Genomic DNA, 15,960 nt, shown 5'->3' on the forward strand with positions numbered 1-15,960 from the left:
CCCGCGACCGCGGTCACGCCACCGCGTTTGCCGCGGCAAGGCCGGCGGTGATGTCGGCCTTGAGGTCCTCGACATCCTCGAGCCCGATCTGCAGGCGAATGATCGGCCCGTCATAGGGGCCCTTGGCGATCCTGCGGTCGGTGAGGTTCACCGGCACGGCGAGGCTTTCGAAACCGCCCCAGGAATAGCCCAGTCCGAAGATCTCCAGCGCGTCGAGGAAGGCATGCGCCTTCTCGTTGCCGCCCCCGGCGAGCACGACCGAGAAGATGCCGCTCGAGCCAGCGAAGTCGCGTTTCCACATCGCGTGGTCGGCATGGCTTTCGAGGCCCGGGTGCAGCACCTGGGCGACACCGGGCTGGCCCTCGAGCCAGCGCGCGATCTCCAAGGCGCTCTTTTCATGATGCGAGAGCCTCACGCCCATGGTGCGCAGGCCGCGCAGGACCTGGTAGACGTCGTCGGGGCCGGCGCAGCAGCCGAGCGTGAAGAAGGCCTCGCGCAGCGTGGGCCAGCAGGCGGCGTTGGCTGAAACCGTGCCGCTCAGAACGTCCGAATGGCCGGCCGGATACTTCGTCGCGGCATGGATGGTGACATCGACGCCGAAGTCGAGCGCCTTGAAATAGAGCGGGGTAGCCCAGGTGTTGTCCATCATGACGATGGCGCCGGTGGCATGCGCCGCCCTGGCGATGGCCGGGATGTCCTGGATCTCGAAGGTGTTGGAGGCCGGCGATTCGGTGAAGACGACCCTGGTGTTGGGCTTGATGAGCGCGGCGATGCCGGCGCCGATGCGCGGTTCGTAATATTCGACCTCGACGCCGAGCCGCTCGAGCATCGTGTCTGCGAAATGCCGGGTCGGGTGGTAGACCGAATCGGTGATCAGTATGTGGTCGCCCGCCGATAGGAAGCCGAGCAGGGGAATGGTGACCGCCGCAAGCCCCGAGGGCACGGCGATGGTGCCGGCCGAGCCTTCCAGTTCGTCTATGGCCTGGCAGAGCGCGTCCGTCGTCGGGGTTCCGCGGGTCCCATATGTGTATTTTTGGGCACGCGCGGCCATTGTCGCGGCGTTCGGATAGAGCACAGTCGACGCATGCACGACTGGCGGATTGACAAAGCCATGGAAGCTGTGCGGATCGTGGCCGGAATGCGCGAGACGCGTGTTGATGCCCTTGGTCCTGCCGTTGTCCTGAGTCATGAAGCCGCATCCTTTCAGCGAAGACGCCAGCCATAGTGCGCCGGCCGATCCGGCGCAACCGCAGAAGGCGGCTGTTCGGATGGGCCAGATCTGGCCCGCCGGCCGCTTGCGCCGGCTGGGGAGGACGGTGTCGTTCTCCTGGCGCCGGCTCTGGCGGAAACCGGTGGGCACGCCGCTGCCCGTATGGCCGGCCGCGCTCACGATGGTCGTGGTGGCCGGCGCAATTGCCGTCGCCCTGCTGTTTCCGATCGACGCGATGGCCATCGACTTCATGCTCGGGCACCGCAATGCGCTGACCGCCTGGCTGGCGTGGCTGAGCGACGTCGGACTGTCGCAATGGTATCTCGTGCCGGCGCTGGCCATCTACCTGGCCGCGGCGACCGCCGACTGGCAGAATGCCGGCTATCGGCTGAAAGCGCGCCTGACGCTGCTTTTCGGTCAAGCCGCCTTCATGTTCGCTGCGGTCGCGATCAGCGGGATCGCGGTCAACCTGGTGAAGATCGCGTTCGGACGCGCCCGGCCGTCGATGTTCGGCGAACTGGGCGCCTATCACTTCTCTCCGCTCGTCGTAAGCAAGTATTTCTCGAGCTTCCCGTCGGGCCATGCCACGACGCTGGGCGCTGCCGCCGCGGTGCTCGCCATCTGGTTTCCGCGCCACTGGCTGCCGATCACGGTCGCCGGTCTGGGGTTTGCGATGCTGAGGGTGGTGGCGAGGGCGCACTATCCTTCCGATGTCGCGGCCGGCTTCCTCTTCGGCTGGGTCGTCGTCGCCCTCATGGCGCGCATGCTGGCCGCGCGGCGGATGGGGTTCCGTCCGCGCGAGGGCAAGATCTTGCCGGAGGCGATCGGCATGCGGCGCTCCAGGCCGGATCGCGGCTGACGTAAGGGCAGGGCGCCGCCTGTGTTATACTGGCCCCGAAAGGGTGTTCTGCGGCCTGTGGGAGGTAACCTTCTAGTAGGTCTTTCGTACTTGACCTTACAAGAATAATCGCCTTCGATGGCATTCGTGAACCGGACTGCAGCAACGCGCTCCGCAGGGATGCGCATCCGGAAATGGGCCGGAAGGGGATGCTGAGTTCACATATCAAAAAAACAGGCTTGAGCCTGGAAAACAGAAAAGGGTTCGTGGGTCATGAAATACACAGCATCAGGCATTCTTGGGGCTGCCGCTCTTGGCCTCATGACGGCGACCGCCTCTGCGGGCACGCTCGAGGACGTCAAGGCCAAGGGGTTCGTGCAATGCGGCGTGAGCACCGGCCTGGCCGGGTTCTCGGCACCGAACGACAAGGGCGACTGGACCGGTCTGGACGCCGATTTCTGCCGCGCCGTGGCCGCCGCGGTCTTCGGTGACGGGAGCAAGGTGAAGTTCACGCCGCTGTCGGCCAAGGAGCGCTTCACCGCCCTGCAGTCCGGCGAGATCGACCTTCTGTCGCGCAACACCACCTGGACGATCAACCGCGACACCGCGCTTGGGCTGAATTTCGTCGGCGTCACTTATTTTGACGGCCAGGGCTTCATGATCAACGCCAAGAAGCTGCCGGGCGTGAATTCCGCCCTTCAGCTTTCGGGCGCCGCCGTCTGCGTGCAGACGGGCACCACGACCGAACTCAATCTCGCCGACTACTTCAAGGCGAACAAGATGGAGTACAACCCGGTCGTCTTCGAGAAGCTCGAGGAAGTCAACGCCGCCTACGACGCCGGCCGCTGCGACGTCTATACCACCGACCAGTCCGGCCTCTATGGCATCCGCCTGACGTTGGGCTCGCCGGACGATCACGTCGTGCTGCCCGAGATCATTTCCAAGGAGCCGCTCGGCCCGGCCGTGCGCCAGGGCGACGACAAGTGGTACCACATCGTCAAGTGGACCTACTTCGCGCTGCTGACGGCCGAGGAGCTGGGCATCACCCAGGCCAATGTCGAGGAGATGAAGACGTCGGGCAATCCCGAGATCAAGCGCGTGCTGGGCACCGAGGCCGACACCAAGATCGGCACCGACCTCGGCCTGGCCAACGACTGGGTCGTCAACATCGTCAAGGCCGTGGGCAATTACGGCGAAGTCTTCGAACGCAACGTCGGCCAGGGCAGCCCGCTGAAGATCGCCCGTGGCATCAATGCGCTCTGGACCAAGGGCGGACTGCAGTACGCACCGCCGATCCGCTGATCCGAAGTCTGGTCCGAGAGGCGGCATGACCGCCTCTCGGGACTCTGTCAGAGGGACTTCCGATGGCTACGCAGGACATTTCCCATGACGTAGGGAGCGGCCGCGCGTCGCTCCTCTACGACCCGAAGGTGCGTGGCATCTTCTTCCAGGTACTCGTCGTCGCCGTGCTTGTGGCGCTCGTCTGGTGGATCGTCGGCAACACCGCCGAAAATCTCAGGCGCGCCAACATCGCGTCCGGCTATGGCTTCCTCAACGGTCGTGCCGGCTTCGACGTCAGCGATACGCTGATCGCCTTCGATTCGGATTCGACCTACAAGCGGGCGCTGCTGGTCGGCCTGCTGAACACCGTCGTCGTGGCGCTGGCGGGCGTCGTGACGGCGTCGATCCTCGGCTTCCTCATCGGCATCGGACGGCTGGCCAACAACTGGCTGATCCGCAAGATCTGCACCGTCTACGTCGAGCTTTTCCGCAACATCCCGCCGCTGCTGGTGATCTTCTTCTGGTATTTCGGCGTGCTGTCGGTGCTGCCGCTGCCGCGGGACAGCATCGAACTGCCCTTCGGCTCCTATCTCAACAGCCGCGGTTTCTATTTCCCGAAACTGGTATGGGGTGAGGGGAGCTGGCTGATTCCGGTTGCATTTCTGCTCGGCATTGCCATGTCGGTCTTCGTGGCCCGCGCCGCCAGGCAAAGGCAGATGGCGACCGGCCAGGCATTCCCGGTGCTGTGGACCTCGATCGCCCTGATCGTTGGCCTGCCGCTGCTGGCGCTGCTCGTCATGGGAGCTCCGTTGAGCTTCGATTTCCCGCAGAAGTCGACCTTCAACCTGACGGGCGGCCTGCAGGTGAAGCCCGAGTTCCTGTCGCTCTATCTGGCCTTGTCCTTCTATACGGCGGCCTTCATCGCCGAGATCGTGCGGGCAGGCATCAGGGGCGTGAGCAAGGGCCAGAGCGAGGCGTCGGCCGCGCTTGGGCTGAGGTCGGGGCAGGCGCTCAGGCTGGTCGTGGTGCCGCAGGCCCTGCGCATCATCATCCCGCCGCTGACCAGCCAGTATCTGAACCTGACCAAGAACTCGTCGCTGGCGATCGCCATCGGCTATCCGGACCTGGTCGCGATTGGGGGAACGGTGCTCAACCAGACCGGGCAGGCGATCGAGATCGTGGTGATCTGGATGGTCGTCTACCTCGGGCTCAGCCTGATCACCTCCGCGTTCATGAACTGGTTCAACGCCAAGATGGCGCTGGTGGAAAGGTAGGCGGACATGTCGCAAACCGACTTGAGCTACGTCCGCACCGAAATGGCGCTGCCGCAGCCCGCACCCCCGCGGGAGCGCGGGCCGGTCGCCTGGATTCGCAAGAACCTCTTTGCCAATCCGTTCGATTCGGTCCTCACGATCCTCGGCATGCTGCTGGTCGTCGCCATCGTGCCGCCGCTGGTCGACTGGGCGCTGATCCAGGCGCAATGGACGGGCACCGACCGCACCTTCTGCGCGACGGTGGTGCAGGGCGGCATCCACCCCGAAGGGTGGTCCGGCGCCTGCTGGGCCTTCGTGACGGCCAAGTTCGGCCAGTTCATGTTCGGCCGCTACCCGATCGATGAACGCTGGCGCGTCATCCTCGTGGCGATCATGTTCGTGGGCCTGCTCGTGCCGCTGCTGATCCCTCGGGTGCCGCGCAAGGGCCTGAACGCGATCCTGCTGTTCCTCGTCTTCCCGGTGGTAGCCTTCTTTCTGCTGGTGGGGGGCGTGTTCGGCCTTGCGCATGTCGAGACCCCGCTGTGGGGCGGCCTGCTGGTGACGCTCAGCCTGTCCTTCGTCGGCATCGTCGTGTCGCTGCCGCTCGGCATCCTGCTGGCGCTCGGCAGGCGCTCGAAGATGCCGGTGGTGAAGATGCTGTGCGTGATCTTCATCGAGACGGTGCGCGGCGTGCCGCTGATCACGGTGCTGTTCATGGCGAGCGTGATGCTGCCGCTGTTCCTGCCGGCGGGCGTGACCTTCGACAAGTTCCTGCGCGCGCTGATCGGCGTGTCGCTGTTCGCCTCGGCCTACATGGCGGAGGTGGTGCGCGGCGGCCTGCAGGCGATCCCAAAGGGCCAGTACGAGGGCGCCGACTCGCTCGGCCTCAGCTATTGGCAGAAGATGGGGCTGATCGTGCTGCCGCAGGCGTTGAAGCTGGTCATTCCCGGCATCGTCAACACCTTCATCGGCATGTTCAAGGACACCAGCCTCGTCTACATCATCTCGATGTTCGACCTGCTCGGCGTCGTGCGCCAGAACTTCTCGGACGCGGCTTGGGCGTCGCCGCAGACGCCGGCCTCGGGCCTGGTCTTCGCCGCGCTCGTGTTCTGGATTTTCTGCTTCGGCATGTCGCGCTATTCTATCTACATGGAGCACCGGCTCGACACCGGTCACAAGCGTTAAGGCAATGAAAGGGGTACCGGCCTATGGCCACTGAAAACGCAGTCAGCGCCGAGGAGCTGAGGGTCGACGTCAAGAAGATGCACGTGTCGGACACCGATGTCGCCATCGACATCGTCGGCATGCACAAATGGTACGGCGAGTTCAACGTGCTCAAGGACATCAACCTGAAGGTGATGCGCGGCGAGCGCATCGTCATCTGCGGCCCGTCCGGCTCGGGCAAGTCGACGATGATCCGCTGCATCAACCGGCTGGAGGAGCACCAGAAGGGCAAGATCATCGTCGACGGCAAGGAACTGACCAACGATCTTAAGAAGATCGACGAGGTGCGCCGCGAGGTCGGCATGGTGTTCCAGCACTTTAACCTGTTCCCGCACCTGACCATCCTGGAGAACTGCACGCTGGCTCCGATCTGGGTGCGCAAGACGCCGAAGAAGCAGGCCGAAGAGCAGGCGATGCACTTCCTGCGCCGGGTCAAGATCCCCGAGCAGGCCAACAAATATCCGGGCCAGCTGTCGGGCGGCCAGCAACAGCGCGTGGCGATCGCGCGGTCGCTGTGCATGAACCCGCGCATCATGCTGTTCGACGAGCCGACTTCGGCGCTCGACCCGGAGATGATCAAGGAGGTGCTGGAGACCATGGTCGGCCTCGCCGAAGAGGGGATGACGATGCTGTGCGTGACCCATGAGATGGGCTTTGCGCGCAAGGTCGCCAACCGGGTGATCTTCATGGACCAGGGCCAGATCGTCGAGGAGAACACCCCGGCCGAGTTCTTCGACCATCCCCGCCACGAGCGCACCAAGCTGTTCCTCAGCCAGATCCTGCACTAGCAAACCGCACCGCTGGTTCGAGAGCCCGGCCATATTTCGGCCGGGCTCTTTTGTTGTGGTTGCCGCGACCTGCGGGAGGGTGCCGATGGGTATGAGGGCGGGAAGGGGCGTTCGGCTTCTCGGCTGGGCGGTGCTGGTGGTGGTTCTGGTGCTCGCCCTCGGCACGCTGATACCGCGGCCACTGATCGGCGACGCGCCGGCAGCGGCCGGGGAACGGCACCTTTTGGTGCTGACCAATCCGATCCATACCGACATCGCTGTGCCCATCGACGAAGCCGTGCTGCAAAAATTCGGCTTTCTGGTCGATGCGGGCATGCCTGCGGACGCTCCCGGCGCGCGCTATCTGGTGTTTGGCTGGGGCAGCCGGGCGTTCTACCTCGAAACCCCGACCTGGGCGGAACTCAAGCCGGGCCCGCTGCTCAAGGCGCTCACCCTCGATCGCTCCGCCTTGCATGTCGACGTGATGGGCGAGATCGGCATGGCTCACCCGGCGGTTTCGCGCTTCGAGGTCGGTAAAGCCGAGTTCGACGCGATGCTCGACTTCATCGCCGCGAGCTTCCGGCGTGACGATAGAGGCGTCCAGCGGATCGCGGGCGCGGGATATGGCGACACCGATGCATTCTTCGAGGCGAACGGCTACTTCACGGCCCTTGCCGGCTGCAACACCTGGGCGGCGGCCGCCTTGCGGAAGGCCGGCCTGACGACGGGCTGGTGGAACCCGCTGCCGGTCACGCTCGGCTGGTCGCTCGGTCTCTACAATTCCGCTTCGGACCAGCCGGGCGGCGTCCAGCCGTAGAGCCAGTCCATGTCGGCGGCGAGGCTGTCGGCGGACTTGATGCCGAGGAAAAGATTGCGCGCCAGGGCGACCGGACCCGAGGCATGCCAGGCCATGTGGTTCAGCCGGCCGCGCCGCGCTACGCTGGCGATGCGGGCCTTGCGCGCCGCCTCCCACTGCGACAGCCCGTGCGCGTATCGTGCCGAGGCCACGACGTCGGCCAGCGTGTAGGCATCCTCGATCGCCATGGCGGCGCCCTGGGCGGCGAAGGGCGTCATGGCGTGCGCCGCGTCGCCGATCAGCACGATGCGGTCGGAGGCGGTCCATGGCCTGGCACTGTCGACCGTGTGCAGCGGCCACACCGTCCACGGCCCGGCCTGGTCGAGCAACGCGGTGAGCGCAGGCGCGCTGCCCCGCGAGGCGCGCTTCAGCGCGTCGGCGTCCGTCTCGCCCGACCATTGTTCGGCGATCGCCGCGCCGGGTGTGAAGGCGACGAGGTTGATCGCGGTTCCGGCGCGGATCGGATAGGCGACCATATGAAAGCCGCGATGGAGGAAGGTCGTGACCGCCTGCATCGAGCCGAGCGACGTGAAGCTGCGACCGGTCTCGCCGTCGGCGGCGATGGTCGTGCGCCATGCCAGCTCGCCGGCGAAGCGGCTCCGTTCGTGCGGGCCGACAAGGCGGCGGCTGTGTGACCAGACCCCATCCGCCGCCACGAGCATCTCGGCCTCAAGCGACACGGCATTGCCGTCGTGCTCGACGCCGACCTCGACGGCCTGTGCATCAACAGTGGCTCCCGTGACCGTTGCGCCGGTGCTGATCTCGATCAGGGGATTTTGCCGGGCGGCCGCGAGCAGGGCGTGCTGCAGGTCGGCGCGGTGGGCAACGAGATAGGGCGATTGCCACCTCAGCTCGGCGGACGCGCCGAGCGGAACCCGGGCAAGCTCTTTGAGTGACGCGGCATCGCGAAGGACGATCGCCTCCGGCCGCACGGTCGACGGCCGCACGAGGTCGAGCACGCCGAGGCGGCCGAGGATGCGGGTTGCGTTGGGGGACAGTTGCAGGCCGGCGCCGACTTCCTCGAGCGCCGCTGCGCGTTCGAGGACGCGGACGCCAAGGCCTTTCCTGGCGAAGGCGAGCGCGGCAGTGAGGCCGGCGACGCCCGCGCCGGCGATGACGACCTGCCGCGATCTCATGGCGACCGGGTCAGGCGGCGCGGTCGGCCACGTAGAGGCAGCCGGCGGGCAGGGTTTCGGTGGCCTTCAGCTTCGCCGAGTAGCGATAGAGCGTCGAGCAGTAGGGGCAGACCTTCTCGGAGTCCGCGCCCATGTCGAGGTAGACATGCGGATGGTCGAAGGGCGGGTTGGCGCCGACGCACATGAACTCCTTCACGCCGATCTCGATCACGGCATGCCCAGCGTCGTTCTGGAAGTGGGGAATGGAGCCGCCGGCCATCATGTTCTCCGTCTGAGAAACCTTCTCCGAGAGCGTTTGTATCATTAGGGACGGGTTTGCAAGATGCTGAAATGAAACTGTCGCAATTGCCTGTCAGAGGATAATCTGAGCCGGATAAGCGGCGAGCGCGGCAGTGGGGAAGGGTTGTCCATGAATCAATTGAGGCCGGTGCATACCGATTTCGTGAACGACAAGTCGCCGACGGGGGCGGTCGACGGCAATCCCGACCGCTTCGTCAACCGCGAATTCTCCTGGCTGCAGTTCAACCGGCGCGTGCTCGAGCAGTCGCAGAACCCGAACCATCCGCTGCTCGAACGCGTCCGCTTCCTGTCGATCTCGGCCGGCAATCTCGATGAGTTCTTCATGGTGCGCGTCGCGGGTCTCGCGGGCCAGGTTCGCGAGGGCATCGCGATCCGCAGCCCCGACGGACGCACCCCGCAGCAGCAGCTCGACCAGTTGCTGCACGAGGTCGAACGGCTGCAGGAGGACCAGCAGAAGAGCCTGTCGAGCCTCATGGAACTGCTCAAGCTCGAGGGCATCGAGAGCATTTCGGCGGCAGCCCTCGCCAAGGACGAGAAGAAGTGGCTCGAAGAGCACTTCATGGAGCAGATCTTTCCGGTACTGACGCCGCTGTCGATCGACCCGGCGCACCCGTTCCCCTTCATCCCCAATCTCGGCTTCTCGATCGCGCTGCAGCTCCGCCACCGCAAGAACGGCGAGGAGATGACCGCCCTGCTGCGCCTGCCAGTGGCGCTCAAGCGCTACATCCGCCTGCCCGATCGCAAGCGCTCGGTGCGCTTCATCCCGATCGAGGAGACGGTCAACCTGTTCATCGGCAAGCTGTTCCCGGGCTACGAGGTCAAGGGTTCCGGCACGTTCCAGATCATCCGAGACAGCGATATCGAGGTCGAGGAAGAATCGGAGGACCTCGTGCGGCTGTTCGAGACCGCGCTGAAGCGGCGCCGCCGCGGCTCGGTGATCCGCATCGAGTTCGACAGCCAGATGCCGGCCGAGCTGCGCGAGTTCGTCGCCGGCGAGCTTGGGGTCTCGGCGAGCCGGGTCAGCGTGCTGAGCGGGCCGCTGGCCATCAACCAGATATCCGAGATCGTGGCGGTCGCGCGCGACGACCTGAAGTTCCCGCCCTTCAATCCGCGCTTCCCCGAGCGCATTCGCGACCACCGCGGCGACTGCTTCGCGGCGATCCGCGAGAAGGATTTCGTCGTCCACCACCCTTACGAATCCTTCGATGTGGTGGTGCAGTTCCTGCGCCAGGCGGCGATGGACCCAGAGGTGGTGGCGATCAAGCAGACGCTCTACCGCACCTCGAACGACAGCCCGATCGTCCGTGCGCTCATCGACGCGGCCGAGGCCGGCAAGTCGGTGACGGCCCTGGTCGAGCTCAAGGCGCGCTTCGACGAGGAGGCCAACATCCGCTGGGCGCGCGACCTCGAGCGCGCCGGCGTGCAGGTGGTCTTCGGCTTCCTGGAGCTCAAGACCCACGCCAAGATGTCGCTGGTGGTGCGCCGCGAGGACGGCCGCCTGCGCAACTACGTGCATCTCGGTACCGGCAACTACCACCCGATCACCGCCCGCATCTATACCGACCTGTCCTTCTTCACCACCGACTCGGCGATCGCCCGGGACGTGGCCCAGATCTTCAACTTCATCACCGGCTACGCCGAGCCGGCCGATGAAATGTGCATCGCGCTGTCGCCCTATACGCTGAGGAGCCGCATCCTCAAGCACATCGCCGACGAGGTCGAGCATGCCCGAGCCGGCAAGCCGGCGCAGATCTGGATGAAGATGAATGCGCTCGTCGATCCGATCATCATCGATGCGCTCTATGAGGCCAGCCGAGCCGGTGTCGAGATCGACCTGGTGGTGCGCGGCATCTGCTGCCTCAGGCCGCAGGTTCCGGGCCTGTCCGAGAACATCCGCGTCAAGTCGATCGTCGGCCGGTTCCTTGAGCACAGCCGCATCTATTGCTTCGGCAATGGTCACGGCCTGCCTTCGGACGAGGCGATCGTCTACATCAGTTCGGCCGACCTGATGCCGCGCAACCTCGACCGACGGGTCGAATGCATGGTGCCGATTGCCATGCACTCGACGGTGCATGAACAGGTGCTCGGTCAGGTCATGCTGGGAAACATCATGGACAACCAGCAAAGTTTCGAAGTATTGGCGGATGGTACCTCTCGCCGGGTGACGCTGGACGAGGGCGAAGAGCCGTTCAATGCGCAGGAATATTTCATGACCAATCCGAGCCTTTCCGGACGGGGTGACGCGCTGAAGTCTCATGCGCCCAAGCGCATCGCGCAGTTCAAGCGCCGCAAGAAGGCGGAGGCGGCGGCCGGCTGATGGCGGAGCTCTCGCAGGGCCGGCTCAAGGATCGCCGACCGCTGTCGATCATCGATATCGGCTCGAACTCCATTCGTCTCGTCGTCTATGAAGGGTTGGCACGCTCGCCGACGCTGCTGTTCAACGAAAAGATGCTGGCCGGCCTCGGCCGCGGCATCGTCTCCACCGGCAAGCTCGACCCCGAGGGCGTGACCCGCTCGATGGAGGAGTTCCGCCGTTTTCGCGCGCTGTCCGAGCAGGCAGGCGCAGACAGGATGTATGTGCTGGCGACCGCCGCCGCCCGCGAGGCGGTGAACGGTGCCGACTTCATCCATCGCGCCGAGGAAGTGCTGGGGACCGAGATCCGGGTGCTGACCGGTCGCGAGGAGGCCTATTTCTCGGCGCTCGGCGTGATCTCCGGCTTCCATCCGGCTGACGGCATCGCCGGGGACCTGGGCGGCGGCAGCCTCGAACTCGTCGACGTCAGGGGCGAGGCCATCGGCGACGGCATCACCCTGCCGCTGGGCGGCCTCAGGCTGCAGGACATGTCGAAGGGGTCGCTGGCGCAGGCCGCCAGGATCGCCCGCACCGAGCTTGCCCGCGCGAAGCTGCTCAACGGTGGCCGCGGCAGAACCTTCTATGCCGTCGGCGGCACCTGGCGAAACCTCGCCCGCCTGCACATGAACACCACCGGCTATCCGCTGGAAGTGATGCACCATTACAGGATGGACCCGGCGAGCCTGGTGCCGTTCCTGCGCCAGGTGGCACGCGGCGACGTCGAGAAGATCAAGGGCATCGAGGGCGTGTCGAAGAACCGTCGTGCGCTTCTGCCTTACGGCGCGGCCGTGCTCAACGAGATCGTCTCCGTCATGGAGCCGGCCAATGTGGTGGTTTCGGCACTCGGCGTGCGCGAGGGCTTCCTCTATTCGCTGCTGGACGACGACGAGCGGCGCTCCGACCCGCTGATCTCCGCCGCCGAGGAACTGGCGCTGCTGCGCGCGCGCTCGGTGCGTCACGCGCACGAATTGACCGAGTGGACGCGCAAGTCCTTCGTCGCCTTCGGCCTGGACGAGACCGACGAGGAGGCGCGATACCGTCACGCCGCCTGCCTGCTTGCCGACATCGGCTGGCGTGCGCACCCGGAATACCGCGGGCGGCAATCGCTGAACATCATCGCCCACGCCTCGTTCATCGGCGTCGACCATCCGGGGCGTGCCTTCCTCGCCCTCGCCAACCTGTTTCGCCACGATGGCGTCTTCAACGAGAGCTTCGCCCCGGAGCTCAAGGAACTGGCGACGCCGCGCTACCTCGAGCGGGCACGCGTCCTTGGTGCGATGATGCGCGTGGTCTATCTGCTTACCGCGTCAATGCCGGGCGTCATGCCCAAGCTGCGCTGGGAGGAAAGGGGCAACGGCGTTCTGGCCCTGATCATCCCCGCGGCCTTCGGCCAGCTCTATGGCGAACGGCCGGCCGGGCGGCTGGCGCAACTGGCCAAGGTGACCGGGCGCAAGCTGGTGCTGGCCGTCGAGGACGGCCCGAGCGTCGCGGTGAAATAGCCGTTCAGGCGCGGTCGACGGAAAGGGCTCCGGCCCCGGCCACCGACAGCGCCAGCAGGCCGCCGGCGGTGGCGATGTCCTTCATCAACGCCTGCGAATGCATGAAGGCGAGCACCGGATCGTCGCCGCCCTGACCGAAATGACCTATGAAGCCCGCGGCGAAGGCGAACGCTGCCAGCAAAAGGGCTGCGGCGCGCGTCTGGTAACCGACGAGCACGAGCGCGCCGCCTGCCAGCTCGAACAGGCCGACCCCCCACGCAACGAGCGTCGGCAGTGGGAAGCCGAGACCGGCGAAGTAGCCCGAGGATCCCGCGATGTTGGAAAGGGTGGAGACGCCTGCCGGGACGAACATCGCGGCGATCAAGGCACGCGCGGCGAGCAGCAGCAGGTTCTTGTACATCTGCGCAGTTCCCATTCTGCCGGGAGGATGCGCCTGCCGGCCGGCAAAGTCACCTATGTGCTGTCCCTTGCCGCGGAGGGTAAAAAAAAGCCCGGGACGAGCCCGGGCCATTCTGTGGGAGGATATCCGGAAACGTCAGCTCCGACGGGCGTCGACCGCCAGGGCGCCGGCACCGGCGGCGGCGAGAACGAAGAGGCCGCCGGCAATTGCCAGGTTCTTCTGCAGGAACATCATCTGGACCTGGTCGGCGAGATCGGTGTGGGCGACGGCGGAGGCGGCGAGGGTGAAGAGAGCGAGCACGATCGCGGCGATGCGCGTCTGGTAGCCAACCAGGATCGCAAGACCGGCCACCACCTCGACCACGCCGACGACCACCGTGGTCACGGTCGGGAGGGGCAGGCCGAGACTGCCGAACCAGCCGGCCGTACCGGCGATCGCGGTGAGCTTGGCATAACCGGCGAGGACGAAGATGATCGACAGCAGCACGCGGCCGGCAAGGATGACCGCCGACGAGTTGGCGACGAGGCCGGACTTTTCAGAAGCGATGGAAACGTTCGACATGGGGGAGGGCTCCGTGGGAAATTCGATGGCCCACATGTAGCGAAATCGAACTGTTCACCAAAGGTCCGAATTCGTCGACAGATCGTTCACAGATGGAATGGTTTTCCCCGCCGGACGGCTCCGGCGAATCGTCTCGAGCGCATGGCGCAGCGGGCTGGCCGCTGCGCCGTAGTTTATCGGTCAACCCGGACGGGTCATGTCCTCGGGGCGGACGATGCGGTCATAGTCCTCGGCGCTGACGAGGCCGGTGGCAAGGGCTTCCTCGCGCAGCGTGGTGCCGTTCTTGTGAGCGGTCTTGGCGATCTTGGCGGCGTTGTCGTAGCCGATGGTCGGCGCCAGCGCGGTGACCAGCATCAGCGAACGGTCGAGGGCGGCCTTGATGTTGTCCTCGCGCGCCTCGATGCCGACCACGCAATTGTCGGTGAAGGAGACCGCCGCATCGGCGATCAGCTGCACCGACTGCAGGAAGTTGTAGGCCATCACCGGATTGTAGACGTTGAGCTCGAAATGGCCCTGGCTGCCGGCGAAGGTGAGTGCTGCGTTGTTGCCGAACACCTGCACGCAGACCTGGGTCAGCGCTTCGCACTGGGTCGGGTTGACCTTGCCCGGCATGATCGACGAGCCGGGTTCGTTTTCCGGCAGGGCCAGCTCGCCAAGGCCTGAACGCGGGCCCGAACCGAGGAAGCGGATGTCGTTGGCGATCTTGAACAGCGCGGCAGCCGCCGCGTTGATCGCGCCATGGCTGAACACCATCGAGTCGTGCGCGGCCAGCGCCTCGAACTTGTTGGGCGCGGTGACGAAGGGCAGGCCGGTGATGGCGGCGATCTGCTCGGCCACCTTCTCGGCGAAGCCTATCGGCGCGTTGAGGCCGGTGCCGACGGCGGTGCCGCCCTGGGCGAGCTCGCACAGGCCCGGCAGGGTCAGCTCGATGCGCTTGATCGACGAGGCGACCTGCGCGGCATAGCCGCCGAATTCCTGGCCGAGGGTGAGCGGCGTCGCGTCCTGGGTGTGGGTGCGGCCGATCTTGATGATGTGGTCGAATTCGCGCGCCTTCTTGTCGAGGGCGGCGTGCAGGTGCTTCAGCGCCGGCAAGAGGTCGTGGACGATGCGCTCGGCGCAGGCGATGTGCATGGCCGTCGGATAGGTGTCGTTCGACGACTGGCTCATGTTGACGTGGTCGTTGGGATGGACCGGCTTCTTGGAGCCCATCTCGCCGCCCAGCATCTCGATGGCGCGGTTCGAGATCACCTCGTTGGCGTTCATGTTCGACTGCGTGCCCGAGCCGGTCTGCCACACCACCAGCGGGAAGTGGTCGTCGAGCTTGCCGTCGATGACTTCCTGGGCCGCGGCGACGATGGTGTTGCCCACCTTCGGGTCGAGACGGCCGAGCGCCATGTTGGCTTCGGCTGCGGCGCGCTTGACGATGCCGAGCGCCCGGACGACCGACAGCGGCTGCTTTTCCCAGCCGATCTTGAAGTTGCCCAGCGAACGCTGCGCCTGCGCACCCCAGTAGCGGTCCGCCGCCACTTCGATCGGTCCGAAGGTGTCGGTCTCGGTTCTGGTCTTCTGGGCTGTCACGATCTGTCTCCGGGAAAATGACGTTGCGGGCAACGGCCTATCGCGTTGCACACTGGGCATCAAGCGGAGAATGGGCCGGTCGCAAAACCTAATCGGTTCAGGCGCAGCACCCATGGCAAGGGCCCCAAAACAGAACGCCTCCCGCACCTTTGGAGAGTGCTGGAGGCGTCCTATGTGTCCTTCGGTTTTCCTTCAGGATTGCTCCATCCGGACGTACCTCGAACAGGGCAAAAACGTCGATGAGCGGAAAAGGTTCCGCCTCGTCGCAAATTTTTTCGGGAAAGTTGGCGGAACGAAAAAGGGGCCGGGGCCTTACGCCACTCCCGGCACTTCGGAGAGGTCGTAGTAGACCTTGAGACCGCGCTCCACGGCCAGGCGCACGTCCTCGTCGGCGCCCTTCGACGCGCCGGGCAGGCGCAGGACAGCATCGCAATGGCGCAACAGCCGGTCGGCGACCGGGTAGGCGAATTCATCATACAGCGGATCGCCGGCACCCTTCGAGCCGACCTGGCGACCGAGCGGAAGCGCCACCCATTCGCCGATCATCGGGATGTGGCCAGCCCGAAAGAGCGGAACGGCGACGCTTTCGAGGCGGCTCAGATTTTCCGCCATCCTGATAGGGTCGTCGCCGGTGCCGGAGCGGTAGGGGCCGGCGATCAAGATGAGCATCGGTTTGGAAACGGCGTTCATGATAGCTCCTGAAA

At 65.5% G+C, this 15,960-nt stretch carries 15 protein-coding genes; 8 read left to right on the forward strand and 7 right to left on the reverse strand.

Annotated elements, in window-relative coordinates:
* Positions 1 to 13: 13 nt before the first annotated feature.
* On the reverse strand, positions 14 to 1,189 hold the full coding sequence (locus tag AmiPiv_RS03240) for a cystathionine beta-lyase (RefSeq protein ID WP_340035799.1): 1,176 nt from the start codon (positions 1,187 to 1,189) through the stop codon (positions 14 to 16).
* Between the two features lie 79 nt (positions 1,190 to 1,268).
* Here AmiPiv_RS03240 and AmiPiv_RS03245 point away from each other — a divergent pair, with 79 nt between their 5' ends.
* The 6 genes from AmiPiv_RS03245 (at position 1,269) to AmiPiv_RS03270 (ending at position 7,390) form a co-directional block, all read left to right on the forward strand.
* A complete protein-coding gene (locus AmiPiv_RS03245; RefSeq protein WP_340035800.1) occupies positions 1,269 to 2,069 on the forward strand; it encodes a phosphatase PAP2 family protein in 801 nt (266 codons plus the stop codon).
* A 252-nt stretch (positions 2,070 to 2,321) separates the two neighbouring features.
* A complete protein-coding gene (locus AmiPiv_RS03250; protein ID WP_340035801.1) occupies positions 2,322 to 3,350 on the forward strand; it encodes an amino acid ABC transporter substrate-binding protein in 1,029 nt (342 codons plus the stop codon).
* A gap of 62 nt (positions 3,351 to 3,412) precedes the next feature.
* Positions 3,413 to 4,603 carry an amino acid ABC transporter permease gene (locus tag AmiPiv_RS03255; RefSeq protein WP_340035802.1) on the forward strand — a complete coding sequence of 397 codons (1,191 nt, stop codon included), beginning with the start codon at positions 3,413 to 3,415 and terminating at the stop codon, positions 4,601 to 4,603.
* A gap of 6 nt (positions 4,604 to 4,609) precedes the next feature.
* The gene (locus AmiPiv_RS03260; protein WP_340035803.1) at positions 4,610 to 5,767 is read left to right on the forward strand and encodes an amino acid ABC transporter permease; all 1,158 of its coding nucleotides are present in this window, start codon (positions 4,610 to 4,612) and stop codon (positions 5,765 to 5,767) included.
* Between the two features lie 23 nt (positions 5,768 to 5,790).
* The gene (locus tag AmiPiv_RS03265) at positions 5,791 to 6,594 is read left to right on the forward strand and encodes an amino acid ABC transporter ATP-binding protein (protein WP_340035804.1); all 804 of its coding nucleotides are present in this window, start codon (positions 5,791 to 5,793) and stop codon (positions 6,592 to 6,594) included.
* An 85-nt stretch (positions 6,595 to 6,679) separates the two neighbouring features.
* Positions 6,680 to 7,390, forward strand: coding sequence for a TIGR02117 family protein (locus AmiPiv_RS03270; protein WP_340035805.1), 711 nt, complete (start codon positions 6,680 to 6,682; stop codon positions 7,388 to 7,390).
* On the opposite strand, the gene AmiPiv_RS03275 is transcribed toward AmiPiv_RS03270, so the two are convergent.
* Positions 7,348 to 8,565 (reverse strand): FAD-dependent monooxygenase, encoded by a 1,218-nt coding sequence (locus AmiPiv_RS03275; protein WP_340035806.1) that lies wholly within the window; start codon positions 8,563 to 8,565, stop codon positions 7,348 to 7,350. The two genes, AmiPiv_RS03270 and AmiPiv_RS03275, sit on opposite strands and share 43 nt — an antisense overlap.
* 10 nt (positions 8,566 to 8,575) lie before the next feature.
* A complete protein-coding gene (locus AmiPiv_RS03280; RefSeq protein ID WP_340035928.1) occupies positions 8,576 to 8,824 on the reverse strand; it encodes a zinc-finger domain-containing protein in 249 nt (82 codons plus the stop codon).
* Positions 8,825 to 8,974: 150 nt separating this feature from the next.
* On the opposite strand from AmiPiv_RS03280, the gene AmiPiv_RS03285 reads away from it, so the two are divergent.
* Positions 8,975 to 11,182: an RNA degradosome polyphosphate kinase gene (locus AmiPiv_RS03285; protein ID WP_340035807.1), complete on the forward strand. Its 2,208-nt coding sequence runs from the start codon at positions 8,975 to 8,977 to the stop codon at positions 11,180 to 11,182.
* On the forward strand, positions 11,182 to 12,717 hold the full coding sequence (gene ppx, locus AmiPiv_RS03290) for an exopolyphosphatase (protein ID WP_340035808.1): 1,536 nt from the start codon (positions 11,182 to 11,184) through the stop codon (positions 12,715 to 12,717). Before AmiPiv_RS03285 ends, ppx begins: the two co-directional genes overlap by 1 nt.
* Positions 12,718 to 12,721: 4 nt before the next feature.
* On the opposite strand, the gene AmiPiv_RS03295 is transcribed toward ppx, so the two are convergent.
* From AmiPiv_RS03295 to AmiPiv_RS03310, 4 genes are all read right to left on the reverse strand, one after another.
* Entirely contained in the window at positions 12,722 to 13,117 is a 396-nt protein-coding gene (locus tag AmiPiv_RS03295; protein ID WP_340035809.1) for a DoxX family protein, read from the reverse strand.
* Between the two features lie 135 nt (positions 13,118 to 13,252).
* Complete coding sequence (locus AmiPiv_RS03300) at positions 13,253 to 13,678, reverse strand: DoxX family protein (RefSeq protein WP_340035810.1); 426 nt, start codon at positions 13,676 to 13,678, stop codon at positions 13,253 to 13,255.
* Positions 13,679 to 13,858: 180 nt separating this feature from the next.
* Positions 13,859 to 15,256, reverse strand: a complete 1,398-nt coding sequence (gene fumC, locus AmiPiv_RS03305; RefSeq protein ID WP_340035811.1) for a class II fumarate hydratase — start codon at positions 15,254 to 15,256, stop codon at positions 13,859 to 13,861.
* 312 nt (positions 15,257 to 15,568) lie between these two features.
* Positions 15,569 to 15,925 (reverse strand): DUF4406 domain-containing protein, encoded by a 357-nt coding sequence (locus AmiPiv_RS03310; RefSeq protein ID WP_340035929.1) that lies wholly within the window; start codon positions 15,923 to 15,925, stop codon positions 15,569 to 15,571.
* Between the last annotated feature and the right edge of the window lie 35 nt (positions 15,926 to 15,960).

The sequence above is a fragment of the Aminobacter sp. Piv2-1 genome (genome assembly GCF_037625995.1).
Taxonomy (GTDB): Bacteria; Pseudomonadota; Alphaproteobacteria; order Rhizobiales; family Rhizobiaceae; genus Aminobacter.